Origin of the sequence: Rhodanobacter aciditrophus, assembly GCF_050026795.1 — a bacterium.
Classification (GTDB): Bacteria; Pseudomonadota; Gammaproteobacteria; order Xanthomonadales; family Rhodanobacteraceae; genus Rhodanobacter_A.
The window spans coordinates 67,503-91,698 of record NZ_JALBWP010000008.1; the positions used below are offsets into that span (position 1 = coordinate 67,503).

General features: G+C 70.2%; 20 protein-coding genes. 13 read left to right on the forward strand and 7 right to left on the reverse strand.

Annotation, left to right across the window (positions count from 1 at the left end):
• Positions 1-8: 8 nt before the first annotated feature.
• The 5 genes from accC to purH all read left to right on the forward strand — a co-directional run bounded on the left by accC (position 9) and on the right by purH (position 5,476).
• Positions 9-1,376 (forward strand): acetyl-CoA carboxylase biotin carboxylase subunit, encoded by a 1,368-nt coding sequence (gene accC, locus ACQGNW_RS02150; protein WP_426661419.1) that lies wholly within the window; start codon positions 9-11, stop codon positions 1,374-1,376.
• 96 nt (positions 1,377-1,472) lie between these two features.
• On the forward strand, positions 1,473-2,372 hold the full coding sequence (gene prmA / locus ACQGNW_RS02155) for a 50S ribosomal protein L11 methyltransferase (protein ID WP_426661420.1): 900 nt from the start codon (positions 1,473-1,475) through the stop codon (positions 2,370-2,372).
• A gap of 48 nt (positions 2,373-2,420) precedes the next feature.
• Positions 2,421-3,272, forward strand: a complete 852-nt coding sequence (locus ACQGNW_RS02160; protein WP_426661421.1) for a zinc-ribbon and DUF3426 domain-containing protein — start codon at positions 2,421-2,423, stop codon at positions 3,270-3,272.
• A gap of 219 nt (positions 3,273-3,491) precedes the next feature.
• Positions 3,492-3,779 carry a helix-turn-helix domain-containing protein gene (locus ACQGNW_RS02165; RefSeq protein WP_426661422.1) on the forward strand — a complete coding sequence of 96 codons (288 nt, stop codon included), beginning with the start codon at positions 3,492-3,494 and terminating at the stop codon, positions 3,777-3,779.
• Positions 3,780-3,865: 86 nt separating this feature from the next.
• The gene (gene purH, locus ACQGNW_RS02170; protein ID WP_426661423.1) at positions 3,866-5,476 is read left to right on the forward strand and encodes a bifunctional phosphoribosylaminoimidazolecarboxamide formyltransferase/IMP cyclohydrolase; all 1,611 of its coding nucleotides are present in this window, start codon (positions 3,866-3,868) and stop codon (positions 5,474-5,476) included.
• Between the two features lie 125 nt (positions 5,477-5,601).
• Here purH and ACQGNW_RS02175 read toward each other — a convergent pair whose 3' ends face one another.
• On the reverse strand, positions 5,602-6,138 hold the full coding sequence (locus tag ACQGNW_RS02175; RefSeq protein WP_426661424.1) for a DUF2782 domain-containing protein: 537 nt from the start codon (positions 6,136-6,138) through the stop codon (positions 5,602-5,604).
• Positions 6,139-6,561: 423 nt separating this feature from the next.
• On the opposite strand from ACQGNW_RS02175, the gene polA reads away from it, so the two are divergent.
• From polA to ACQGNW_RS02200, 5 genes are all read left to right on the forward strand, one after another.
• Positions 6,562-9,354: a DNA polymerase I gene (gene polA / locus ACQGNW_RS02180; RefSeq protein WP_426661425.1), complete on the forward strand. Its 2,793-nt coding sequence runs from the start codon at positions 6,562-6,564 to the stop codon at positions 9,352-9,354.
• A 312-nt stretch (positions 9,355-9,666) separates the two neighbouring features.
• A complete protein-coding gene (locus ACQGNW_RS02185; protein ID WP_426661426.1) occupies positions 9,667-9,885 on the forward strand; it encodes a hypothetical protein in 219 nt (72 codons plus the stop codon).
• Positions 9,886-9,997: 112 nt separating this feature from the next.
• A complete protein-coding gene (locus ACQGNW_RS02190; RefSeq protein ID WP_426661427.1) occupies positions 9,998-12,283 on the forward strand; it encodes a DNA helicase II in 2,286 nt (761 codons plus the stop codon).
• Between the two features lie 184 nt (positions 12,284-12,467).
• Positions 12,468-13,526: an HD domain-containing phosphohydrolase gene (locus ACQGNW_RS02195; protein ID WP_426661428.1), complete on the forward strand. Its 1,059-nt coding sequence runs from the start codon at positions 12,468-12,470 to the stop codon at positions 13,524-13,526.
• Between the two features lie 4 nt (positions 13,527-13,530).
• On the forward strand, positions 13,531-15,726 hold the full coding sequence (locus ACQGNW_RS02200; protein ID WP_426661429.1) for an ATP-binding protein: 2,196 nt from the start codon (positions 13,531-13,533) through the stop codon (positions 15,724-15,726).
• Here the strand turns inward: ACQGNW_RS02200 and ACQGNW_RS02205 are convergent.
• The 5 genes from ACQGNW_RS02205 to ACQGNW_RS02225 form a co-directional block, all read right to left on the reverse strand.
• A complete protein-coding gene (locus ACQGNW_RS02205; protein WP_426661430.1) occupies positions 15,721-16,623 on the reverse strand; it encodes a crotonase/enoyl-CoA hydratase family protein in 903 nt (300 codons plus the stop codon). The two genes, ACQGNW_RS02200 and ACQGNW_RS02205, sit on opposite strands and share 6 nt — an antisense overlap.
• Positions 16,624-17,011: 388 nt before the next feature.
• Positions 17,012-18,031 carry an alpha/beta fold hydrolase gene (locus ACQGNW_RS02210; protein ID WP_426661431.1) on the reverse strand — a complete coding sequence of 340 codons (1,020 nt, stop codon included), beginning with the start codon at positions 18,029-18,031 and terminating at the stop codon, positions 17,012-17,014.
• 164 nt (positions 18,032-18,195) lie between these two features.
• Entirely contained in the window at positions 18,196-19,449 is a 1,254-nt protein-coding gene (locus ACQGNW_RS02215) for a heme biosynthesis protein HemY (RefSeq protein ID WP_426661432.1), read from the reverse strand.
• Positions 19,446-20,540 carry a uroporphyrinogen-III C-methyltransferase gene (locus ACQGNW_RS02220; protein WP_426661433.1) on the reverse strand — a complete coding sequence of 365 codons (1,095 nt, stop codon included), beginning with the start codon at positions 20,538-20,540 and terminating at the stop codon, positions 19,446-19,448. Before ACQGNW_RS02220 ends, ACQGNW_RS02215 begins: the two co-directional genes overlap by 4 nt.
• A gap of 54 nt (positions 20,541-20,594) precedes the next feature.
• Entirely contained in the window at positions 20,595-21,353 is a 759-nt protein-coding gene (locus ACQGNW_RS02225) for a uroporphyrinogen-III synthase (RefSeq protein WP_426661434.1), read from the reverse strand.
• Between the two features lie 223 nt (positions 21,354-21,576).
• Here ACQGNW_RS02225 and ACQGNW_RS02230 point away from each other — a divergent pair, with 223 nt between their 5' ends.
• From ACQGNW_RS02230 to ACQGNW_RS02240, 3 genes are all read left to right on the forward strand, one after another.
• On the forward strand, positions 21,577-22,035 hold the full coding sequence (locus ACQGNW_RS02230; RefSeq protein ID WP_426661435.1) for a YiiD C-terminal domain-containing protein: 459 nt from the start codon (positions 21,577-21,579) through the stop codon (positions 22,033-22,035).
• A 52-nt stretch (positions 22,036-22,087) separates the two neighbouring features.
• A complete protein-coding gene (locus ACQGNW_RS02235) occupies positions 22,088-22,501 on the forward strand; it encodes a hypothetical protein (protein ID WP_426661436.1) in 414 nt (137 codons plus the stop codon).
• 73 nt (positions 22,502-22,574) lie between these two features.
• A complete protein-coding gene (locus tag ACQGNW_RS02240) occupies positions 22,575-23,021 on the forward strand; it encodes a rhodanese-like domain-containing protein (protein WP_426661437.1) in 447 nt (148 codons plus the stop codon).
• A 54-nt stretch (positions 23,022-23,075) separates the two neighbouring features.
• Here the strand turns inward: ACQGNW_RS02240 and ACQGNW_RS02245 are convergent, their stop codons facing one another.
• The gene (locus ACQGNW_RS02245) at positions 23,076-24,158 is read right to left on the reverse strand and encodes a 2Fe-2S iron-sulfur cluster-binding protein (protein WP_426661438.1); all 1,083 of its coding nucleotides are present in this window, start codon (positions 24,156-24,158) and stop codon (positions 23,076-23,078) included.
• Positions 24,159-24,196 lie beyond the last annotated feature (38 nt).

A 24,196-nucleotide genomic window follows, 5' to 3' on the forward strand; every position in this document is an offset into this window, starting at 1 on the left:
CCGCCCGGATGCTAGAGAAGGTCCTCATAGCCAACCGCGGCGAGATCGCGCTGCGCGTGCTGCGCGCGTGCCACAGCCTCGGCATCAAGACGGTGGCGGTGCACTCCACCGCCGACCGCAACCTCAAGCACGTCGGTCTCGCCGACGAGGCGATCTGCATCGGTCCGGCGCCCTCGGCCGACAGCTACCTCAACATCCCGCGCATCATCGCTGCGGCGGAGATCACCGACGCCCAGGCGATCCACCCCGGCTACGGCTTCCTGTCCGAGCGCGCCGACTTCGCCGAGCAGGTCGAGCAGTCCGGCTTCATCTTCATCGGCCCGACCGCCGAGGTGATCCGCCTGATGGGCGACAAGGTCGAGGCGATCAAGGCGATGAAGGCCGCCGGCGTGCCGTGCGTGCCGGGTTCCGGCGGTCCACTCGGCGACGACACCGACGAGAACATCCGCATCGCCCGCGAGATCGGCTACCCGGTGATCATCAAGGCGGCCGGCGGCGGCGGCGGCCGCGGCATGCGCGTGGTGCGCACCGAGGCGCACCTCGCCAACGCGATCACCATGACCAAGCAGGAGGCCAAGGCGGCCTTCGGCAACGACATGGTCTACATGGAGAAATTCCTGGAGAACCCGCGCCACGTGGAGATCCAGGTGCTGGCCGACGGCCAGGGCAGCGCGATCCACCTGGGCGAGCGCGACTGCTCGATGCAGCGCCGCCACCAGAAGGTGGTGGAGGAAGCCCCCGCTCCGGGCATCACGCCGGAGCTGCGCGCGCAGATCGGTCAGGTCTGCGTGGACGCCTGCATCCGCATCGGCTACCGCGGCGCCGGCACGTTCGAGTTCCTGTTCGAAAACGGCCGCTTCTACTTCATCGAGATGAACACCCGCATCCAAGTCGAGCACCCGGTGACCGAGTTCATCACCGGCGTGGACCTGGTGCGCGAGCAGCTGTTGATCGCCGGCGGCGAGAAGCTGTCGATCAAGCAGGAAGATATCCAGATCAACGGCCACGCGATCGAGTGCCGCATCAACGCCGAGGACCCGGACAGCTTCCTGCCCTGTCCCGGCACGGTGAAGCGCTTCGAGGCGCCGGGCGGCCCCGGCGTGCGCGTGGACACTCACCTGTACGACGGCTACCGCATCCCGCCGAACTACGATTCGATGATCGGCAAGCTGATCGTCTACGGCCCCGACCGCGCCACGGCGATCGCGCGCATGCGCCTCGCACTGGCCGAGACGGTGATCGAAGGGGTCAAGTGCAACATCCCGCTGCAGCAGCGCATCATGGCCGACGTGGGTTTCCAGCACGGCGGCCAGAACATCCACTACCTCGAGAAGCGGATGGCGGAGCAGAAGGAACACAAGGCGAGCGGCGAGTGAAGCGTCGCTGAGGCGTGAGAGAACGCACTCCGAAGCTCTCCCGGGAATCCCGATCCTTCTCTCGCTCCCCGCTGCCCGACTCCCACATCTCGCCCCATGCCCTTCCTCGAAGTCGCCCTCACTGCCCGCCTCGAACAGCAACCTCGCGTGGAGGAAGCGCTGGAGGATCTCGGCGCGCTGTCGATCACGCTGCGCGACGCCGACGCCGAGACGCCCGACGAGCAGGCGATCTTCGAACCGGGCGTGGGCGAGCTGCCGCTGTGGCCCACCATCACGCTGAACGCGCTGTTCGACGAGCACGCCGACCGGCGCGGCCTCGCCGCCGCGCTGGGTGAACTGCTGCCGTGGCTGGAGCCCGACCAGCTGGATTTCCGCGTGGTGGAGGACCAGGACTGGGAGCGCGCGTGGATGGACCAGTACCAGCCGATGGCGTTCGGCCGTCGGCTATGGATCTATCCCTGGAACATCGAGCCGCCGGCGGACGACGCACGCGTGGTGGTGCGCCTGGACCCGGGCCTCGCGTTCGGCAGCGGCACCCATCCCACCACGGCGCTGTGCCTGGAATGGCTGGACGGGCTCGAGCTCGGCGGCAGGACCGTGATCGACTACGGCTGCGGCTCGGGCATCCTCGCCATCGCCGCGCTGAAGCTCGGCGCCGCCGGCGCAATCGGCGTGGACAACGATCCGCAGGCGCTGATCGCCTCGCGCGACAACGCCGAGCGCAACGGCGTGGCCGAACGCCTCGCGCTGTTCCTGCCCGAGGATTACGCGGGCGAGCCGGCCGACGTGTTCGTCGCGAACATCCTCGCCGGCCCGCTGGGCGAACTGGCGCCGACCTTCGCCGCGGCCGCGAAACCCGGCGCGCCGTTCGCGATCTCCGGCATCCTCGACGGCCAGCAGGACGAGCTGCTGGCACGCTACGCGGAATGGTTCGACGCGCTGCGCGTGGACACGCGCGACGGCTGGGTGCGCATCAGCGGCAAGCGCCAGGGCTGAGCCGCATCCGCCTGCTAAGCTTGCGGCTCGCTCACCGCCGTGGCCCGCATGTACACGCAATGCCCCGAATGCCTGTCCGTGTTCTCGCTCGGCGCGCAGGCGCTGGTGCAGGCGCACGGCTACGTGATGTGCGGACATTGCGGCGCCGGCTTCGACAGCCTCGCCACGCTCAGCGAACAGCTGCCGCCGGAGCCGTTCCAGGAGCTGCCCGCCAACGAGCAGGCGCTGGTACCGCCGCGCATCGAACTGGTGGTGTACCGCCCACGGCCGCCGGCGCCTGAATCTGCCGTCGCGGTCGAAACGGCGGCATCCGCGGCAGCGGGCGAGGATTTCTCGCAACTGGTGTTCGCCCCGCGCTTCGCAAAGGACGCTCGCCCCCGCAAACCGCCGCGGGCGGAACGCCAGCGCCCTGCACGCCGCGACAGCGGCCAGCCGCGCCGCTGGCCATGGGTGCTGGTCTGCGGCCTGCTTGCGCTCGCGCTCGCGACGCAACTGGCCTGGATCGGTCGCGACACCCTGATCCGCGACCCGTTCACCGGCGGCTGGCTGCGAAGCGTCTGCGGTACCTTCGGCTGCCGCCTGCCGCTGGTCGCGGCGCCGCAGCGATTGCACCTGCTCGCCAGCAACGTCGAAACCCATCCCAACGCGGCACATGCGCTGATGATCAGCCTCAGCCTGCGCAACGATGCCGCATTCGCGCAGCCCTGGCCGGTGGTGGTGGTCACCCTGGAAGACGCGCAGGGGCGCCGGCTGACGATGCGTCGCCTGCTGCCCACCGACTACCTGGATGATCCTGCCGTGCTGCGCCGGGGCCTCGCGCCGGGTGCCGCCACGGCGCTGCTGCTGGAGGTGCAGGATCCCGGCGAGCAGGCGGTTGCCTACGAGTTCGGTTTCGAATAGCGCGACGCCCCCCGGCACCCGTCGCTCCGCGCACGACAGGAAATGCAAGTGCCCCGGCGCCGTTCACGGACAGACGCAGCACTTAAAATTCACCGCCCGCGCGGGTAGACTCCGTCCTTCCGCGTATCGCCGTCGGCATGCGCGAAAGACCGCCGAGGCGGTCGCGGAAGACAATCACAAGCAGCGGCCCAAGCAGCCGCGCAAGACACACAGAGGGAAATGTCAGTGAATGCCGTGAGATTGCCCGCCGCCGAGGCCACCCGTCCGGTCGCTTCGCAGAGTGCGCTGAGCGAATGCGTCAGCCGCACCGTGCGCCGTTACCTCGCCGACCTCGGCGACGCGGACTGTGGCGAAGGCTTGCACGCGCTGGTGATCCGCGAAGTGGAAGGCCCGCTGCTGCGCGAGGTGCTCGCGTTCCACGACGGCAACCAGAGCCGCGCCGCCGTGGCGCTCGGCATCAACCGCGCCACGCTGCGCAAGAAGCTGGCCGCACACGGCCTGCTGTAGACTCACGCTTCTGCATTTGGCCGTCCAAACGGCGGCCACACCCCGGACTCGGCTATAATCGGCAGCTTTCCCGCCTGGAAGCCGCCATGTCCGCCCCCGCCGTCGTCCCCGTCCGCCGCGCCCTGCTCAGCGTCTCCGACAAGACCGGGCTGATCGAACTCGGGCGCCGCCTCGCCGCCAGAGGCGTGGAACTGCTCTCCACCGGCGGCAGCGCCAAAGCGCTGCGCGAAGCCGGCATCGCGGTGAAGGACGTCAGCGAACTCACCGGTTTTCCGGAAATCATGGACGGCCGCGTGAAGACGCTGCACCCGAAGGTGCATGGCGGACTGCTTGGCCGACGCGGCACCGATGACGCGGTGATGGCCGAGCTGGGCATCGCGCCGATCGACCTGCTGGTGCTGAATCTCTATCCGTTCGAAGCCACCGTCGCCAGGCCCGACTGCACGCTGGAGCAGGCGATCGAGAACATCGACATCGGCGGCCCTGCGATGCTGCGCTCGGCGGCGAAGAACTGGAACGACGTGGGCGTGCTCACTTCGCCCGACCAGTACGAAGGTGCGCTGGCCGAGATCGAGCGACAGGGCGGCCTTTCCCGCGCCACGCGCTTCAAGCTGGCGGTCGCGGCGTTCAACAACGTGTCGAACTACGACGGCGCGATCAGCGACTTCCTCAGCGGTCTCAAACTCGACGAAGCCCACGCGACCATCGCCGGCCACGAAACCTTCCCCGCCCAGGCCAACGGCCGCTTCGTGAAGCTGATGGACCTGCGCTACGGCGAGAATCCGCACCAGCAGGCCGCGTTCTATCGCGACCTGTATCCCGCGCCGGGCACGCTGGCCACGTTCAGGCAGCTGCAGGGCAAGGAACTCTCGTTCAACAACATTGCCGACGCCGACGCCGCCTGGGAATGCGTGCGCAGTTTCGTCAAGCCGGCCTGCGTGATCGTCAAGCACGCCAACCCCTGCGGCGTGGCGGTGAGCCTGGACGGGATCGGCAAGGCCTACGACCTCGCCTGGCAGACCGACCCCACTTCTGCGTTCGGCGGCATCATCGCGTTCAACCGCGAGTGCGACGGCGCCACCGCCCAGGCGATCGTGGCGCGCCAGTTCGTCGAGGTGGTGCTGGCGCCGTCGTATGCCGACGACGCGCTGAAGGCGTTCGCGAAGAAGGGCAACGTGCGCGTGCTGGAGATCCCGGTGCCGCCGGGCACCGACCTCGCCGCCGCGCATCCGGGCAACAACGTGAAGCGCGTGGGCTCGGGCCTGCTGATCCAGACCGCAGACACCGGCATGGTGAAGGCCGCGGACCTCAAGGTCGTGACCAGGGTGGCACCCACGCCCGCGCAGATCGACGACCTGATCTTCGCGTGGAAGGTGGCGAAGTTCGTGAAGTCCAACGCGATCGTCTACGCGAAGGACCGCCAGACCATCGGCATCGGCGCCGGCCAGATGAGCCGCGTCTACAGCGCGAAGATCGCCGGCATCAAGGCCGCCGACGAGAAGCTGGAGGTGCGCGGCTCGGTGATGGCGAGCGACGCCTTCTTCCCGTTCCGCGACGGCATCGACGCGGCGGCCGCGGCCGGCATCGGCGCGGTGATCCAGCCCGGCGGCTCGATGCGCGACGCCGAGGTGATCGCCGCCGCCGACGAACACGGCATGGCGATGGTGTTCACGGGGATGCGGCACTTCCGTCACTGAAAGCGGCGGGAACAGATCCCGCACCACGCCACCGCCTGTCGTCCTCTCCTCGTCCGGGAGAGGACCGGAATGAGGGGCCAGCCCCGCGATGCTGCAGCCGTGGCCGCAGGCGTGCCCGCCTGGGCTCAGTGGCCGCCGTCGGCCTGCGCGCCGCTGCTGGGCACGGCCGGCTTGCTGCCGCCCCACTCCAGGATCTTGTACATCACCGGACGCACCGGCGGCGCGCCGTTGGTGGCGCGCATCACGCCGTTGCTGTCCACCGTGTAGGTGTACGACAGGCCGTTCTTCTGGGTCACCACCACCATGTAGACGCGGCCGCCGCGGCGGTACTCCTGGTACACCGCGTCGCCCTCGGTGTGCACGGTGACCTGCGGCGGCGGCTCGCCCCTGGCGTCCTCGGGCCTGCCCTTGTCGCCCGGCATCGCGGGCAGCGGGATCGGCTTGCCCGGCAATGGCGTGGCGTCGACCTCGGCGGGCGTGCTGCCGCTGGTGCCGGCCTGGGCCGGCCGGTCCGGCGGCGCCACCGCCTTCACGCCCGGGTCGTTCATGCCCGGCGGCGGCGGCGCGGGCGCGAACTTCGGCGGCTGCGCGCTGGTGGACTGCGCGTGCGCAGGCAGCGCGACGAAGGCGGCGAGGGCAAGCAGGCTGGCAGCGGATTTCATGGCGACGACCTCGTTGGGTAGCCGAAGCATAACAGTGCAGGCACGGGCGCCCCGTGAACCGCGGCATCGCGTGCCGCATGCCAGAATGGCCAGGATACCCCGAGCCATTCCAGTGCAGGTGTCGTCGCCCCGGACACCCTCATGCCGCAGGCGCGACGTTGCACGCGGGAGCGGCCACGGATGGACCCGGTGTCGAGGCGCGAAGAAGACTGGCCGCCGTCTGTCAGGACGACGCGCCAGCCGAATGCCGACGGGCAGCACAGCCCCAATCCCGCAAATTCAGATGAAGGGGACGATGCCCGCCAGGTTCGCATGTCGCCGCGGCGTCTTGCCCGGACAGCCAGTCCGGGCTGCGCCGCGCACGACAATCTGCGAGCCTTGCGGGCATCATGTCCCCTGCATTGCAATGGATCAGAGCATCCCATGCCCAAGCTCATCCTGATCGACGGTTCCTCCTACCTGTTCCGCGCCTTCCACGCGTTGCCGCCGCTCAGCAACGCACGCGGCGAGCCCACCGGCGCGCTGTTCGGCGTGTTCAACATGCTGCGCGCCACGCTGAAGGCCAGGCCCGATTACGTCGCGTTCGTCAGTGACGCCTCCGGCCCCACCTTCCGCGATGCGATGTACGAACACTACAAGGCGAACCGCCCGCCGATGCCGGACGACCTGCGCGCGCAGGTCGAGCCGATGCTGACGATCGTCGGCGCACTGGGCTTCCCGATCCTGCGCGTGCCGGGCGTGGAGGCCGACGACGTGATCGGCACACTCGCCCTGCAGGCGCAGGCGCAGGGCATCGAGGTGGAGATCTCCACCAGCGACAAGGACATGGCCCAGCTGGTCGGCCCCGGCATCACGCTGGTCAACACCATGACCAACACCACGATGGATCGCGCCGGGGTGATCGAGAAATTCGGCGTGCCACCCGAGCGCATCGTCGACTACCTCACCCTGGTGGGCGACAGCGTGGACAACGTGCCCGGCGTACCCAAGTGCGGTCCCAAGACCGCGGCAAAATGGCTGGTCGAGTACGGTTCGCTGGATGGCGTGATCGCGAACGCCGGCCAGGTGGGCGGCAAGATCGGCGAGAGCCTGCGCGCCACGCTGCCGCAGCTGCCGCTGTCGCGCGAGCTGGTGACGATCAAGACCGACGTGGTGCTGGAGCAGGGCCCCGCCGACCTCGCGCTGCGCCAGGCGGATACGGCGACGCTGCGCGAGCTGTACACGCGCTACGAGTTCAAGGCGGCGCTGAAGGAGCTCGATGCTTCACTCCCCTCTCCCGCCGGGAGAGCGGCTGGGGGTGAGGGTACGGACGAAGCGCGAGGCTCTGCCGAACCCTCACCCCAACCCCTCTCCCGAGGGGAGAGGGGCTCCGCTCCAGGCTCCGATGCCCTACCCGCGAACCTCTCCGCAGAGGGCGAATACGAACTCGTCACCACGCAGGCGCAACTCGACACCTGGCTGGACAGGCTGCGCGATGCGCCCCTGATTGCCTTCGACACCGAGACCACCAGCATCGATCCGATGCAGGCCGACATCGTGGGCCTGTCGCTGGCGGTGGAACCGGGCAAGGCCTGCTACGTGCCGCTGGCGCACGATTACCCCGGCGCGCCCAGGCAGCTGCCGCGCGACGCGGTGCTCGCCGCGCTGAAGCCGGTGTTCGAGGATGCGGACCGCCCCAAGCTGGGCCAGCACGCCAAGTACGACATCAACATCCTCTCGCACTACGGCATCGCGGTGGCCGGCGTCGCCCACGACACCATGCTGGAATCCTACGTGTGGAACGCCACCGCCACACGTCACGACATGGATTCGCTGGCGAAGCGTTACCTCGGCTACGACACCGTGAAGTACGAGGACGTGGCCGGCAAGGGCGCAAGGCAGATCCCGTTCTCGCAGGTGGATCTCGACACCGCCTGCCGCTACGCCGCCGAGGACGCCGACGTCACCCTGCGCCTGCACCATGCGCTGTGGCCGCAGCTGCAGGGCGTGCCGAGCCTGCGCCGGGTGTACGAAGAGATCGAGATCCCGCTCATTCCCGTGCTGGCCGGCATGGAACAGCGCGGCGTGCTGATCGACGTGGACGAGCTGCGCCGGCAGAGCCAGCAGCTCGGCAGGCGCATGCTGGAACTGCAGCAGCAGGCGTATGCCGAGGCCGGGCGCGAGTTCAACCTCGATTCGCCGAAACAACTGCAGGCGATCCTGTTCGACGAGCTGGGCCTGCCCGCGAAGCTCAAGACGCCCACCGGCCAGCCCTCGACGAACGAGGAGGCGCTGGAGGCGATCGCCGACGTGCACGCGCTGCCCAGGCTGATCCTCGACTACCGTGGCCTGGCCAAGCTGCGCTCCACCTACACCGACAAGCTGGCCGGCACGGTCAATCCGCGCACCGGCCGCGTGCATACCAGCTACCACCAGGGCGCGGTGGCCACCGGACGCATCTCCTCCACCGATCCGAACCTGCAGAACATCCCGGTGCGCACCGAGGAAGGCCGGCGCATCCGCCAGGCCTTCATCGCGCCGCCGGGCTGGAAGGTGATGGCGGCGGACTATTCCCAGATCGAGCTGCGCATCATGGCCCACCTGTCCGGCGACGAGGGCCTGCTGAAGGCCTTCCACGAGGGCGGGGACATCCACCGCGCCACCGCCGCCGAGGTGTTCGGCCTCAAGCCCGAGGAGGTCACCAGCAACCAGCGCCGCGCCGCCAAGGCGATCAACTTCGGCCTGATGTACGGCATGAGCGCGTTCGGCTTGGCGCGCCAGCTCGGCATCGACCGCGGCGAGGCCGGCGACTACATGGCGCGCTACTTCTCGCGCTACCCCGGCGTGCACGCCTTCATGGAGGCCACCCGCGAACAGGCGCACCGCGACGGCTACGTGGAGACGATCTTCGGCCGCCGCCTGTACCTGGAGAACCTGCAATCGCGCAACCAGGCGCACCGCGCCGGCGCCGAGCGCGCCGCGGTGAACGCGCCGATGCAGGGCAGCGCCGCCGACATCATCAAGCGCGCGATGATCGCCGTGGCCGCCTGGCTGAAGGATCGCGACGATGCGCACATGCTGATGCAGGTGCACGACGAACTGGTGTTCGAGGTGCGCGCCGACGCGGTGGACGAGGTGCGCGAGGCGGTGCGCGAACGCATGCAGGGCGCCGCGGAGCTGGCCGTGCCGCTGCTGGTCGACGTGGGCGTGGGCGCGAACTGGGACGAGGCGCATTGAATCGCCTGGCCGTCCATTTGTTGGGTTTCCGTGAAATGAATCGGACCTGACTTTTTTTCGTGCTACCCGTAGAACTTTTCCGCAGTCGCGCGTTCTCAGTCATCGGATGCACGCAACGGCATCCATGGCTGATCACCTCCCTGGACAGCCACCCGGACGCGGAGCCTCTCCCCTGGGTTTCCGCCTCCACCGGCCCCGAAGGTTCCCCCTGACCTTCGGGGCCTTTTTTGTGGGTTTATTTGCGCGCTCTGCACTTCATCTGTACGGACCGCCCCGGCATACTCGGAGCCCGTTCCATCGCCGGAAGAACCCATGCGCTTCGCACTGATCGTCGTCGGCCTCGTCCTGCTCGTCGCGGGCCTGTGGGTGCTGTTCGGCCACGGCAGCTACCAGCAGACCGACACGCTGGTGCAATTCGGCTCGGCCAAGCTCACCGCCACGCACGACAAACCCTTCCCGCAGTGGCTGGGCATCGCCGGCGTGGTGGTGGGCGCACTGCTGGCGCTGGGCGGTTTCCTCCGCAAGCGCTGAAGCGCGCCGGTCCCGACGGCCCCACGCCTCCACCGCCCGGCTTGCAGCGGCCACCGGGCGACGGTCCTTCAAGCCGGCGGGCCGCGGGACCACACCCGCTACAATGGGTGCAATGGATGTCTCGCACCTGATCGACTCGCTCAACGACGCGCAACGCGAAGCCGTCTGCGCCCCGCCCGGCCACTACCTGGTCCTCGCCGGCGCCGGCTCCGGCAAGACCCGTGTGCTCACCCACCGCATCGGCTGGCTGATGCAGGTGGAGCGCGTGCCGCCGTGGGCGATCCTCGCCGTCACCTTCACCAACAAGGCCGCGGGCGAGATGCGCGCACGGCTGGAATCGCTGATCCCCGGCGGCACCCAGGGCCTCACCGTGGGCACCTTCCACGGCATCGCCCACCGCCTGCTGCGCCGCCACTGGCGCGAGGCCGGCCTGCCCGAAGGTTTCCAGATCCTCGACGCCGACGACCAGCAGCGGCTGGTGAAGCGCGTGGTCGCGGGGCTGGGCCTGGACGAGGCGAGGTTCCCGCCGCGCCAGGCCACCTGGACCATCAACGGCTGGAAGGACGAGGGCAGGCGCCCCGACGCCATCGAGCATCGCGACCATCCCGTCACGCACACCCTGGTGCGCATCTACCAGGCCTACGAGGAGGCCTGCCGCCGCGCCGGCCTGGTCGACTTCGCCGAACTGCTGCTGCGCGCCCATGAGCTGTGGCTGAAGCATCCTGCCGTGCTGGAGCACTACCAGAACCGCTGGCGGCACCTGCTGATCGACGAGTTCCAGGACACCAACGCGCTGCAGTACGCGTGGATCCGCGTGCTCGCCGGCGGCACCGGCAAGGTGTTCGCGGTGGGCGACGACGACCAGAGCATCTACGGCTGGCGCGGCGCGAAAGTGGAGAACATGCAGCAGTTCCTCAAGGACTTCCCCGGTGCGCGCACGATCAAGCTGGAGCAGAACTACCGCTCCACCGCCACCATCCTCAAAGCCGCCAACAGCGTGATCGCGCGCAACGGCGGCCGCCTCGGCAAGGAGCTGTGGACGGCCGGCGGCGAGGGTGAACGCATCGCGCTTTACGCCGCCTACAACGAGCAGGACGAGGCGCGCTTCGTGGTCGAGCGCATCCGCGAATACATCGCCGAGCACGGCAGCGCGAAGGACTGCGCCATCCTCTACCGCTCCAACGCGCAGTCGCGCAACTTCGAGGAGCAGCTCACCCAGCGCGGCATCCCCTACCGCGTCTACGGCGGCCAGCGCTTCTTCGACCGCGCCGAGGTCAAGGACGCGCTGGCCTACCTGCGCCTCACCGCCAATCGGCACGACGACGCCTCGTTCGAGCGCGCCGTGAACACGCCGCCGCGCGGCATCGGCGACCGCACGCTGGACGTGCTGCGCCGGCGTGCGCGCCATGACGGCGGCTCGCTGTGGGATGCCGCGCTCGCCGAACTCGCCGGCAGCGAACTGGCCGGTCGCGCCAAGAATGCGGTGAAGGGTTTCCTCGCGCTGATCGACGGCATGGCCCGCACGTTTTCTCCCTCTCCCCTCCAGGGAGAGGGCCGGGGTGAGGGGTTGGGCTTGCTGGAGGCTTCCGTTTCGAACGCCCCCTCACCCAACCCTCTCCCCGAAGGGGAGAAGGCTTCCATGTTGCCTCTCGCCGAGCAGATCGACCATGTGCTCACCCACACCGGCCTGCGCGACCACTACGAGAAGGACAGCCGCGGCAACGGCGAGGCGCGCGTGGAGAACCTCGACGAACTGGTCAACGTGGCCAGCCGCTTCGAGCGCACCCAGGAAGACATCGACGCCGGCCTCGACGAGCTGGCCGCCTTCCTCTCGCACGCCGCGCTGGAAGCCGGCGAGGGCCAGGGCGAGGCCTGGGACGACTGCGTGCAGCTGATGACGCTGCACTCGGCCAAGGGCCTGGAGTTCCCGCTGGTGTTCCTGGTGGGGCTGGAGGAAGGCCTGTTCCCCAGCCAGCGCTCCACCGAGGACGAGGGCCGATTGGAGGAAGAGCGCCGCCTCGCCTACGTGGGCATCACCCGCGCCCGCGAGCGCCTGGTCATCAGCTACGCCGAATCGCGCCGCATGCACGGCACCGAGATGCTGGCGCGGCCTTCACGCTTCCTCGCCGAAATCCCCGCTTCGCTGGTCGATGAAGTGCGCCCCCGCGTGCAGGTGAGCCGGCCGCTCTATGCCGGCGCCAGCCGCACGATCGACCACGCGCCGCTGCAGGAAGACCTGCCGGTGAAACTCGGCCAGCGCGTCAGCCACCCGAGCTTCGGCGAGGGGGTGGTGGTCAGCGCCGAGGGGAGCGGCGCGCACACGCGACTGCAGGTGAATTTCGCGGACGGGGGCAGCAAGTGGCTCGTGGCGGCGTATGCCAACCTGACGCCCTTGTAGGTCGTGTCGGTTCCCGGCGGCAGCAAGGCTCCCAGATGGCGGAAAGAAGACTCCCGTCCCCGTTGTTTCCGACCGTGCCAGTCCGGCCGGCCAAACCCGCCTGCGGGCCCTTGCCAAGGCGCCGGAATACGGTGAGGATGCCGGCAATCGCGCCTTCCTGCGTTCTGGCTGAAAGGAGGATGGCATGGATGTCGTGATCGTGGACGACCAGGCTTCGGCACGCACGATGCTGCGGCATATCGTGCAGGACATCGGGCCGCAGCTCGTCGTGCATGATTTCGGCGTGCCCCAGGAGGCGCTGGACTGGTGCGAGGACAACCGGCCCGACCTGCTGCTGCTGGACTACCGCATGCCGGGCATGGACGGACTGGAGCTGGCCAAGGCCTTTCGCAAGCCGCTGCGGAACCGGGACGTGCCCATCGTGCTGGTTACGGTGGTGGGCGACGAGCCGGTGCGGCAGGCGGCGCTGGATGCCGGCGTGATCGATTTCCTGGTCAAACCGATCCATCCGCGCGAGCTGCGCGCGCGCTGCCGCAACCTGCTGCAGCTGCGCCAGCAGTCGGAGTCGATCAAGCAGCGCTCGCTGTCGCTGGAGCAGCGGCTGCTGGCCAGCATGCACGAGGTCGAGGAACGCGAGCGCGAAACGCTGTCGCGGCTGGCACGGGCCATCGAACTCCGCGATGCCGGCACCAGCGCCTTCCTCGAGCGCATGTCGCGCATCGCCGGGCTGATCGCGGAGGGCCTGGGGCTGCCGGAAGAACAGGTGCGCATGATCGAGCTGGCGGCGCCGCTGCACGACATCGGCAAGATCGCCATCCCCGACGCGATCCTGCTGAAGCCGGGCCCGCTGGACGCTGAGGAGCGTTCGCGCATGCAGCAGCACCCGCGCATCGGCTATAAGCTGCTGCAGGACAGCCAGAGCCGCTTCATCCAGGCGGGAGCGCTGATTGCCTTGCGCCACCATGAGCACTGGGATGGCACGGGCTATCCGGACGGGCTGGCCGGCGAGCAGATCCCGATCGAGGCACGCGTGACCACCGTCGCCGACGTGCTGGACGCGCTGCTGTCGCCGCGCCCGTACAAGGAGGCCTGGAGCATCGAGCGCTCGCTCGAATTCGTCGGCACGCAAAGCGGCGCATTGCTGGACCCGGCCTGCGTACGCGCCCTGATGGCCAACCTTCCGCAGCTGCACGGCATCTGCGAGCGCTACTCCCATGTCCCGCTCCGCCGCGACTGGCGTTGACGGCATGCGCCGGGCCCTGGCCTGGGTACGCCTGCGGCTGCGCGGGCGTACGGACAGCGAGCATGCGCAGGTGTTCGTGCGCATCGCGATCACCTTGCTGTTCTCCATCTATCTCGGCTGGAAGGTGGGCTGGGGGAACGACAGCCCGGCGCTGTTCTCGACCTGGCTGATCCTGCTCGGGGAGCTGGGCCTGTCGATCGGGCTGCTGGTCGCCATCCTCGTGGCGCCGCAGCCGTCCCCGTTGCGGCGCTGGCTGGGGATGCTGGCCGATTACGCGGCGATCGGCGGGGTCATGTGCCTGCAGGGCGAGTCGGCCTCCCCGCTGTATGCGGTGTACCTGTGGGTTTCGATCGGCAACGGCATGCGCTACGGGCCGGGCTACCTGTACGCCTCCACCTCGCTGGCCGCGCTGTCGTTCGCGGCGATGATGACCTCCACGCCCTACTGGCTGCAGAACAGCTATCTGTCCTGGGGCCTGCTGCTGGGCCTGATCGCGGTGCCGCTGTACTTCGCCGCCCTGCTCAAGGCACTGACCGCCGCGATCGGGGAGGCTCGCCGCGCCAACCTGGCCAAGAGCCGCTTCCTCGCCAACATGAGCCACGAGTTCCGCACGCCGCTGAACGGGCTGTCGGGCATGTCGGAACTGCTGGCAAGCACCCGGCTGGACGCGGAACAGCGCGGCTACCTGGAAACCATCCAGGCCGCCACCCGCTCGCTGCTGGCGCTGGTGGAGGACGTGCTGGACATCTCGGCGATCGAGGCCGGCAAGCTGCGGCTTAAGCAGGAAAGCTTCGACCTGAATGAGCTGCTGGAGCAGATCAACCTGATGCTGCGCCCCGAGGCGCGCTCGAAACGGCTGGACTACGCGGTGACGGTGATGCCGGGGGTCCCGGCGCAACTGCGCGGCGACGCCCGTCACCTGCAGCAGGTGCTGGTGAACCTGCTCAGCAACGCGATCAAGTTCACCGCCTCGGGCGAAGTCCACCTGAAGGTGGCGAAATCGGGTACGGCCGCCGCGACTGGCGCGTCGCAGCTGCGCCTGCGTTTCACGGTGACGGATACGGGCATCGGCATTCCCGCATCGGCGCGTGCAAAGCTGTTCGAGGCGTTCGAGCAGGTCGACAACAGCCTGGCCCGCAAGCACCAGGGCAGCGGGCTGGGAACCACGATCGCCAAGGGCCTGACCGAGGCCATGGGTGGCTCGATCGGGTTCGAAAGCCACGAGAACGTCGGCAGCAGCTTCTGGGTCGAACTGCCGTTCGGTCTCGCCGTTGGCTCAGTGCGCACATCCGGCGGCGACGCATTGCCGGTCGCGGACGCCCGCATGGCGCCTGCGCCGTCGACCGCGAACAACATCATCGCCTTCACCGATCCGTTCTCGCGCCATCGCGCACGGATCAAGCCGGCGCGCATCCTGGTCGCCGACGACCATGCCGCCAATCGCCTGCTGTTGCAGGGCATCCTGCAGAAGGCCGGGCACCGGGTGATGACGGTGGACGACGGTGAAGTCGCGCTCGACGCCCTGGCGGGCGGCGGTTTCGAACTGGCGCTGCTGGACCTGCACATGCCGTCGCTGAGCGGCATCGACCTGCTGCGCCAGCTGCGCGTGATGGAAGCGGGCTCGCGTACCCGTACTCCGGTGATGATCATCAGCGCCGATGCCACCCCCGAGTCGGCGCAGGCTTGCCGGAACGCTGGCGCGCGCGCGTTCATCACCAAGCCCTTTGCCGCCGCAAGGCTGCTTGATGCCATCGCGGCGATCCTGGGTGGCGGCGACGGCGAGGAACAGGCCAGCTCGCAACCGGTCGCGCATGCCTCCTCCGCGGAGGTGCTGGACCCGTCGGTGCTGGACGAGCTCGCGTCGCTGGGAATGGGCAAGACCTTCGAAGCCGACTTCATCAGCCAGTGCGTCGTCGACGCTCGGGTGGCGCTGGCAAAGATGCGCCAGACCGGGACGGAGGGCGACTGGGACCAGTTCCGCGACCACGCCCATGCCATGAAGGGGATCGCCGGCAATCTTGGCCTGGTGCAGTGCGCCGGCTTGAGCGGCGCCCTGATGCGGATGACCGCCTTCGAGCTGGAACGCGACTGGCGCCGCCATTGCGAAAACCTGACCCAGCGCCTGCACGACGGCGAACTGGCGCTGCAGGCGCGCGGGAGCTGGACACCCGCGCGCGAGGACAACCCGCAGCAGTCATGATCGGACCTGCGCGGCAGCGGGTTCGCCGTGCCGGCGGTACTGCGCGCGCACCAGCCGCTCCATGGTCCGCAGCGACTTCTCGCCAAGCCGCAACGCGGTATCCACCCAGATCTCGGTGATCGCCATCATCTCCTCCAGCGTCACCGGCTGCGCCAGCGCGCGCACCCGATGCATGGCCATGCGCGCGTGCGGGATGCGGCGGTTGGCGCGGATGACCTCCTCGACCGCCTGCATGCCCTGCCCGCGCGGGGCCAACACGTCCACCAGGCCCATCTTGTAGAGCTCTTCGCTGGACAGGACGTCGCCGCTCAGCATCAGCTGCTCGGCCTTGTGCGGCGGGATGCGCTTGCACAGGAAGGAGTAGGCGCCCATCCCCGGGAAGAGGTCGAACAGCACCTCCGGCAACCCCATGCCGACGCCTTCTTCCGCCACGATGGTATGGCAGCTCAGCGCGACCTCGAAGCCGCCGCCCAGCGCGTCGCCCTGCACCAGCGCAATGCTGTGCGCATCGGCATCGAGCCCGGCGTGGAAGGCATGCACGCCACGCACGCACTGCCGGGCGTAGGTCAGCAGGGCGGGACGGTTCTGGTGGCGGATCGCGTCGCAGAAGTATTCCAGGTCGCCGCCGAGGTTGAACGCGTCGCAGTCGGAAGCGAGCACCACATGCCGCAGCCCGGCTTCGCCAAGCATGCGTTCGCGGCGCAAACGGTCGCCCAGGACGTTCTGGTATTGAAGGATGTCGGCAACCAGCGCCGGCTTGAAGCACGCACGACCGGGCGAGGCCGCCAGATCGGCATGCATGTGGCACCAGTGCACGGCGGCATCTGCACTCTCGGTGATGCGCAGGGTGGGGTAACGGGGGACAGCAGCAAGCTTCTCCAGGATCGCGGTAGCCATGGTCGCTCCAGACGGGTAATGCCAGCCCGGGCCGTGGCCGGCGGGGCACGGAAGAACGCCAAGAGGGCCCTCGGGCCTCTATGCACCCAAACGGCCGGAAGTGCAAGGAAAAGCCCGGTTCCGGGAGTTGCATGCCGCGGGTCGGAGGATGGCCGCAAGTCCGGCCGCAAGTCCGGCCGCGCGACCGCCGCCGCGGTCGTCCATCGCCCGGCGGGCGCGCGCCCGCCGGACCGGGCTTCGAAGAACCGGCATGGCAACCGCGGCACTCCTGCCCGCTGCACTCCGCCTTCGCCATGGCGCTCGCGTCGATCGCGTCGACGGCATGGATGGCCGGCCAGCGCACGGCTTCGCAGCAGCCCGCTACGAGGATTTCACCCCGCGGCGATCGTCAGCCGTGCGCAGGCCCGAGCTCGCGCAGCACCTGCGTGACCGCATCGACCACGGCCTGCGGCTGGTCCAGCTCGATGTCGTGGGAGGTGTCGGCCACCTTGCGCAGCTGGCCGCGGCTCGAAGTCGCCACGATGCGGCGCTGGGTCGCGGCGCGTGCCGCCTCCAGTTGCCTGCGCATGTCGGCCGGCGCGTCGGCATAGGTGCCCGCGGCCTGCAGCACCACCAGCGGCAGGTCGCCATGCGACTCGCCAGCCGGCACCGGCGACGCAAATACCGGCACGTTCTGCGCCAGCTCCGAACGTACGGTGTGCCAGAACGCCGGGCGCAGCATGCGCGCGTGGTCGACGGCGGCCACGGCCTTGCTCTGCCATGGCGCCGGCTTGTCGATGCACTGCGCCAGCGCCTGCGGTGGCCTGGCCAGTTCGCCGCGCTCCGCGCCGTGCTCGCAACCCGCGATGAACGCATCGCGCTGCTTGTCCAGCGTCGCGTCGTCCTTCATCCACTGCGCCGGCATGAAGCGGCCAAGATCCTGCGCGGGTGGATCGACCAGCACCATCCCGGCGACCTCGCCGGGATGCTCGCTGGCGTAGCGCCGCACGATGTTGCTGCCCAGCGAATGGCCGACCAGCACCAGCGGCATGTGCAAGCCGGCCGCGCGGATCAGCGCATGCAGGTCGGACACGTCGGCATCGACTCCGCGCGGCAGCGGGCCTTCGCCGCTGAAGCCGTAGCCTGCCCGGTCGTAGGAGCAGACCCGGGCATGCGCCGCCAGCATCGGCTGCACGCGGAACCAGCTCTCCGAGTCGGCGTGCGCGCCGGACTCCAGCAGTACCGTGGTCGGCCCGCTGCCGCTGCAACGCAGGTCGAGGCTGCGCCCCGGGCCGATCGCCACCAGCCGGCCCGGCCTTGCGTAGCTGTCCGGTGTCTGCGCGGGTGCCGCCGGCGAGGCCATGGCGGAAGCCGTCGCCAGCAGGCCCACGCAGGCCATGCCCAGGAATCCAGCGTGCCGGCTTTCCATGCGCGTCTCCGGTTCGGGTGAGGCTTGGTGGGACAGGACGCGCGCGCGGAAGTTCGCGGCCGGGGCCGCCAGGTGCCAACCCCATCCAGCGGCACGGCCTCGCATCCGCGCGCCACCCGCGCCAGCACGCGCGTAGCGGCATCCCGGAGCAACCGGGATCAGGTTCAGCCGCGCAACCGCGGCACCCCGTGCTGGTCGCGTTCCTCGACGGCGATGGCGCTGGTGTCGATCACGCCGCTGGCCGGGCCCGGCGCTTGCCGCACGGCTTCGCCGCGCGCCATGGCGAGGGCGTTGCGATAGCAGCGTTGCGCCTGGGCGGCGTCGCCCTGGCCCTGCCAGGCGTCGCCCAGCGCCTCCCACGCACCCGCGCCGGGTTCGAGTGCCAGCGAGCGTTCGAGGTGCTGACGGGCCTTGCCCCACAGTTTGCAGCGCACGCAAATGCGGCCGATCGCGAGCAGCAGCACGGGATCGTTGGGGTGCTGGTCAAGCCAGCCTTCGGCGCGGCGCAAGCGGGCGTCGAGGTCGCCGCCGGCGAGCACGCCGTACGCCTCCACCAGCTCGGGCGACCATTCGCGGCGCAGCGCGGATTCGAGTTCGTCCATCGCCGGCAGCACCAGGCCGAAGCCGGCGGCGCGGCGCGCGTAGGCATCGATGGCGGCGGGGGCGCGGCGCCGGGCCTTGGGCAGCGATGACCACAGCGTGTTGAGCGCGGCGCCATCGGGCGTGGCGTCGATGGCGGCGATCAGCACCCTGGCCTCGAGCGCGGTGTAGCCGCGCGTGCCGAGCGCGCCGCTTTTCTGCAGCGGGTCCAGTGCGGCGAGCGCGCGACGGGTGTCGCCCGCGGCCAGCGCGGAGAGCGTCAGTTCGCGCCAGCCGCCGGGCGGCAGCGCGGCCTTGTCGGCGTCGGGTGCAAGCAGGGCCAGCGCCTCGCCCGCCTTGCCGTCGCGGCGCAGCACACGGGCGCGCAGCACGCGCGCAGCCTGCGGTGCCGCCTGCGAGGCCTCGGCGAGAATCTCCAGCGCGCGACCGTGCTCGCCGCGGCGCGACGCGGCTTCGGCGGAGGCGAGCAACGCCACGCCACGCAACGCGTCCAGCCGCGAGGCGCGGTTGAGGTCGCGCTCGGCGTCGCCGTGGCGACCTTCCATCAGCGCGACCAGGCCCTCGGCCAGCCGCTTGCGGCTGAGCCGGCGATGCCGGCGGCTCAGCGCGCCGAACGGCCAGCGCAGCAACCGCCAGGCCGCAGTTAGCCCGGCCCAGGTCACCAGCAGCACGACCACGGCAGCAACCACCGTGGTCTCCACACGCCAGCCGTGCAGGCGCACCAGCACGTAACCGGGATCGGCCGCCACCCAGTGCCAGCCGAACGCGGCCAATGCCGCGACGATCGCCAGCAGCAGGATCCAGCGCCACAGGCTCATCGCGCATTCCCCGCGGAGCGCGCCGGCGCGGGGCTGTTCGACAGCGCGTGCACCGCACGCAGGTTGCGCAGCTCGGCCAGGGCAGCGCCAAGCTGCACCGGCGTGTCGTTCGGCAAGGCATCGGTCAGCTGCTTGAGCGTGGCGCGCGCCTGCCGCACGGCTTCCGCGTTGCCGTCGAACTGGCTGGCGAGTCCGGCGTCAGCGCGCTGCAGCGCCGCGACCCAGGCCGTGGGATCGTGCGCGAGCAACGCCGCCTGCGCCTGCGCGAGATCCAGCGCCACCAGCTCGCGCGCGAAGCGCGCATCGGCCACCGCCAGCGGCGCGCCGTTGTCCCGCTGCACGCTGATCACGCCGGCCAGTGCGCGTCCGATGCGCGACCACGCGCCCGACGACGACGCGCCTGCCGGCGCATCGAGCGGCTTCAGCGGCAGTGCAGACAGCGCGCCACGCAGCGTGGTGAGCTTGCCCAGCGCCTCGGCCTGGCCCGCGGGCTGGCTGGCGAGCAGCGCATGGCGTTCGGCCTCGACGCCCTGGCGCAGACCCGCGAACGTGCCGTCGCTCACCGCGGCCAGCGTCTGCGCGGCCAGCGCATAGGCGGCCGCCGCGCCCTGTGCGTCGTGGAACAGCTCATAGCGTTCCTTGGCCATGCGCAGCAGCGACTCGGTCTCGTCGAGCAGCGTGGCATCGCGCGCGGAGAGCGTGTTCTCGGAGAGCTTGCCCACCGCTTCCTCCAGCAGGCGCAGGCGATCGCCCTGCGACTGCTGCGAAGCCTGCAGCGTGCGGTCGAGCCGGTCGGCGGCGTCCAGTCGCTGGGCGAGGTCGGTGCTCCCGCCTTTCATCGCGTCCAGCCTGTGCTCCAGTGCACTGACGCGATCGCGCAGGTCCATCGTGTTCAGCACGGCGGCGTCGACGCCGGCTCGCTGCTGCCACTGGCGCCAGCCCACGTAGCCGGCCGCCAGCAGGGCCAGCAAGGCCAGCAGCAGGGCCAGCGCGACGCTGCCGCCGCGCGGCGCGGCGTCGCGTGATGCGGGTTTTCTGGCACGCGGCATGGTGACGGACGTGGTGGATGGTGCGGGCTCGTGTTCGTTCATGCCCGGCATGCTAGCAGGCAGCCCCGCCGGGTTCGTTGCACGTCCGTGAAACGCTCAACGGCGCGCCGCGGCCGCGAGCAGGTCGGCAGCAAGCGCGGACTCGGCCTGCACGATGCGAGTGAAACCCGCTGCACGCGCCGCCTGCGCCAGCCGGGCGCTGCTGACCACGGCCACCGCGGCGCGCAGGCGCGCCAGCGCAGGCGCCGGCAACAGGTTCGCCAGGTTCTGCAATGCCTCGGCGCTGGACAGCAGCACGCGCGCCGAACGCGGCAAAGCCAGCACGGCGGCGACATGCCGGCGATCCAGTCGCGGTGGCACGCGACGATATACCTGCAGCTCGCACAGCCGCGCGCCGCGCGCGGCCAACTGGTCGCGCAGCACGCCACGGCCGCCGGGCGCGCCGATCAGCGCCACGCGCTTGCCGCGCAGGGCTGTCGCCGCAGGCAACTGGAGCAGGCCTTCGCTGTCCTGCCGCGACGGCACCTGCGCGGACACGCCATGCCGGCGCAGCGCCTGTGCCGTGCCGCGCCCCACCGCCAGTACCGTCGCCCCGGTGCGCAACGGCGCCAGCGCGGCGGCGAAACGCACTGCGGCGGGGCTGGCGAACACCAGCAGGTCGCCGGCCAGCGCGGCACGCAGTTGCGTGCGCATGGCCGCGGCGTCCGCCGCGCCGCGCAGCGACAGCCCCGGCAGCAATTGCGGCACGCCGCCGTCGCCGCGCACGCGTCGCGCCAGCGCGGCAGCGGTACCCGCGGGGCGGGTGATCACCACGACCCTGCCGCGCAGCGGTTTTCCACTCTCCGGATCGTGCATGGCCTTCCGACGGTTCGCGCGGTGATGGCAATCGCCCGTCTGCCTCGCTGCGCGCCGCGAGGCAGGCGGGTCCGGCGAGAGGGTACGGCAAACGGCGCAGGCGCGCCGGGCGGAACCGCGCGCGGAAAGAGCCTCCCCCGGTGGCGGCTGGCGCCGGGGCGGGCGCGCCGCATGGCGACGGCCCCGCACTACAATGCCGCGTCCCCGCCTCCCTGCCCGCTCCATGACCGACCAGGCCGCCCGTGAACTCGTCCGCTTCATCCGCGACAAGATCCCGCTGGCGCGGGCGATGGACCTGGCACTGCTCGCCCACGACGACGACCTGCTCGTGCTCGGTGCCCCGCTGGCACCGAACGTCAACGACAAGGGCTGCGCGTTCGGCGGCAGCCTGGTGAGCCTGATGACGCTGTGCGGATGGGGCCTGGTGGAACTGGCGCTGCGCCGGCACGGCCACGACTGCGACGTGTTCGTGGGCGAATCCGCCGTGCGCTACCTGCAGCCGGTGTGGGCGGATTTCCGCGCCGAGGCGCGGCTCGCCGAGGGCGCGGACTGGAAGACGTTCTTCGACACCCTGCGCTCGCGCGGCAAGGCGCGCATCGAGGTGGCCTGCCTCGTGCCCGGCACCGACGGCCGGCCGGCCGCCACGCTGTCCGCCCGCTTCGTGGCCAGGCGCCGCGATTGATGCGGCGCGCCCGCCGCCGCAGAATGGCACGAATCTCCCGGAACGGACCATCATGCGCCGCCTCCTGCCAATGCTCGCCGCCAGCGCCGTCCTGCTGCTGGCCGGTTGCGCCCAAGACATGCGCAACAACGCCCTGATCGCCACGCTCAATGCCTACGGCAGCGCGGTGCGCTGGAACGGCCTGGAGAGCACGCTGCAGTTCGTCGACCCCGCGGTGCTGAAGGCGCATCCACCCACGGATTTCGACCTGGCCCGCTACCGGCAGGTGCGCGTTACCGACTACGACGACGGCTCCGGCCCGGCGCCACTGGGCGACGACGAGGTGCAGCAGACGGTGCGGATCAGTTTCGTCAACGTCCACACCCAGGTCGAGCGCAGCATCGTCGCGCGCCAGACCTGGCGCTACGACGAGAAGACCAGGCACTGGTGGCTGGAGAGCGGCCCGCCAGACCTCGACCAGGACTGATGCCGGCGACGGATGCCCGTATAATCGCCGGTTCGACCGTACCGGCGCGGCCGTCGCGCCCCGTGGAAACGACATGCAAGATTTCCTGCACAAGCTGCCCCAGTTCATCGGCAATCACGTGGCGCTGTCCGCGCTGTTCGCCATCCTGCTGGTCGGCCTGATCGTGACTCAGGTCATCCTGCTGTTCGGCAAGGTCACGGAGCTGACCCCGGGCGGCCTCACCCAGCTCATCAACCGCGACAGTCCGCTGCTGATCGACCTCTCGGCGATCGCCGACTTCGAGAAAATGCACGTGCCCGGCGCGCGCCACGTGCTGATGAGCCAGTTCGATCCCGAGCACAAGGATCTCGCCAAGGCGAAGGAGCTGCCGGTGGTGGTGATGGACAAGGACGGTCGCGGCAACTCGGTGAAGGCCGCGCAGCGGCTGGTCAAGGCCGGCTTCCAGAAGGTCTACACCCTGGGCGGCGGCGTGCTGTCCTGGCACGCGGCGCAACTGCCGGTGGCCAAGGGCAACAAGTAGGGCGGGGAGAGAGGGGGCGGCGCCGAGGAGCGCGCGCCTGGGCATGGCCTTCTGCTACTTCCCGCTTCTCTTTCCCCTCTCCTGCGGATGGAAGCCCGCGCGCCCGGCGATGACCTGCGCCAGCACGTCCGGCGCGTAGTCGAACGAGTCGTAGTACAGCCGGTCCTCCGGCAGGCCCGCCGCCACGAAGCGATGGCGGGCGACGTCGATCATCGCGGGCGGCCCGCTCATGTAGACGTCGTACGCCGAGAGATCCGGATGGTCGGCCAGCACCGCCTCGTGCACCAGCCCCGCGCGCAGTCCGCTGGCTTCGGCCTGCGCCGCGTCCGACAGCACCGCGTGGAAGCGCAGCCGCGGCGACTGCCGCATCCAGTCCTCGATCTGCGGCTGCAGGTACAGGTCCGCCGCGTCGCGCACGCCCCAGTACACCTCCATCGCGCGACGCGTGCCGAGTTCGAGGAAGTGCTCGACGATCGCCTTCACCGGCGCGATCCCGGTGCCGCCGGCCATGAAGATCATCGGCCGCTCGGAATCCTCGCGCGCCACGAAGGTGCCCAGCGGCCCCTCGATGCGCAGCGTGTCGCCCACCGCCAGCTCGCCCGCCACCCGCGAGGTGAAGCCGCCGCCGGCGACGTGGCGCACGTGCAGCTCGATCGTGCCGTCCGGCCGCGGCCCGTTGGCGATCGAGAAGGGACGGCGCCGGTCGCCGTCCAGCAGCACGTCGAGGTATTGCCCCGGCAGCCATTGCAGGCGCGGCTCGCCGTTGGCCGGCTGCAGGTGCAGGCCGGTCACGTCGGGGGCGAGCGGCCACTTGCCGGCCACGCGCAGCGTGAGCCGCCGGCGCGCGATGTCTTCCACCGAGGCCACCTCGCGCGCCGCCAGCAGCAGGTCGCCCACCGGCACCGCCTGGCACAGCAGCACCGCATGGTGGGCGCGCTCGTCCGCATCCAGCGCCAGCGGCGGATTGCGCGGGTATTCGCAACGGCCGGCCAGCAGGGTGGCCTTGCAGCTGCCGCAGACGCCGGAGCGGCACGAATACGGCAAGGCGATGCCGGCACGCTGCGCGGCTTCCAGCACGGTTTCGCCCGCGGCCACGTCGAAGCGACGGCCGGTGCCTTTCAGGGTGACGGTATGCACCCGCACATTGTCGCCGCGACGGCAGTCGGCCGACAATG

What these genes read in the sequence shown, in the direction of transcription:
- accC (WP_426661419.1), top strand. Translation starts at nt 9, where the DNA reads ATGCTAGAGAAGGTCCTCATAGCCAACCGCGGCGAGATCGCGCTGCGC.
- prmA (WP_426661420.1), top strand. Translation starts at nt 1,473, where the DNA reads ATGCCCTTCCTCGAAGTCGCCCTCACTGCCCGCCTCGAACAGCAACCT.
- ACQGNW_RS02160 (WP_426661421.1), top strand. Translation starts at nt 2,421, where the DNA reads ATGTACACGCAATGCCCCGAATGCCTGTCCGTGTTCTCGCTCGGCGCG.
- ACQGNW_RS02165 (WP_426661422.1), top strand. Translation starts at nt 3,492, where the DNA reads ATGTCAGTGAATGCCGTGAGATTGCCCGCCGCCGAGGCCACCCGTCCG.
- purH (WP_426661423.1), top strand. Translation starts at nt 3,866, where the DNA reads ATGTCCGCCCCCGCCGTCGTCCCCGTCCGCCGCGCCCTGCTCAGCGTC.
- ACQGNW_RS02175 (WP_426661424.1), bottom strand. Translation starts at nt 6,138, where the DNA reads ATGAAATCCGCTGCCAGCCTGCTTGCCCTCGCCGCCTTCGTCGCGCTG.
- polA (WP_426661425.1), top strand. Translation starts at nt 6,562, where the DNA reads ATGCCCAAGCTCATCCTGATCGACGGTTCCTCCTACCTGTTCCGCGCC.
- ACQGNW_RS02185 (WP_426661426.1), top strand. Translation starts at nt 9,667, where the DNA reads ATGCGCTTCGCACTGATCGTCGTCGGCCTCGTCCTGCTCGTCGCGGGC.
- ACQGNW_RS02190 (WP_426661427.1), top strand. Translation starts at nt 9,998, where the DNA reads ATGGATGTCTCGCACCTGATCGACTCGCTCAACGACGCGCAACGCGAA.
- ACQGNW_RS02195 (WP_426661428.1), top strand. Translation starts at nt 12,468, where the DNA reads ATGGATGTCGTGATCGTGGACGACCAGGCTTCGGCACGCACGATGCTG.
- ACQGNW_RS02200 (WP_426661429.1), top strand. Translation starts at nt 13,531, where the DNA reads ATGCGCCGGGCCCTGGCCTGGGTACGCCTGCGGCTGCGCGGGCGTACG.
- ACQGNW_RS02205 (WP_426661430.1), bottom strand. Translation starts at nt 16,623, where the DNA reads ATGGCTACCGCGATCCTGGAGAAGCTTGCTGCTGTCCCCCGTTACCCC.
- ACQGNW_RS02210 (WP_426661431.1), bottom strand. Translation starts at nt 18,031, where the DNA reads ATGGAAAGCCGGCACGCTGGATTCCTGGGCATGGCCTGCGTGGGCCTG.
- ACQGNW_RS02215 (WP_426661432.1), bottom strand. Translation starts at nt 19,449, where the DNA reads ATGAGCCTGTGGCGCTGGATCCTGCTGCTGGCGATCGTCGCGGCATTG.
- ACQGNW_RS02220 (WP_426661433.1), bottom strand. Translation starts at nt 20,540, where the DNA reads ATGAACGAACACGAGCCCGCACCATCCACCACGTCCGTCACCATGCCG.
- ACQGNW_RS02225 (WP_426661434.1), bottom strand. Translation starts at nt 21,353, where the DNA reads ATGCACGATCCGGAGAGTGGAAAACCGCTGCGCGGCAGGGTCGTGGTG.
- ACQGNW_RS02230 (WP_426661435.1), top strand. Translation starts at nt 21,577, where the DNA reads ATGACCGACCAGGCCGCCCGTGAACTCGTCCGCTTCATCCGCGACAAG.
- ACQGNW_RS02235 (WP_426661436.1), top strand. Translation starts at nt 22,088, where the DNA reads ATGCGCCGCCTCCTGCCAATGCTCGCCGCCAGCGCCGTCCTGCTGCTG.
- ACQGNW_RS02240 (WP_426661437.1), top strand. Translation starts at nt 22,575, where the DNA reads ATGCAAGATTTCCTGCACAAGCTGCCCCAGTTCATCGGCAATCACGTG.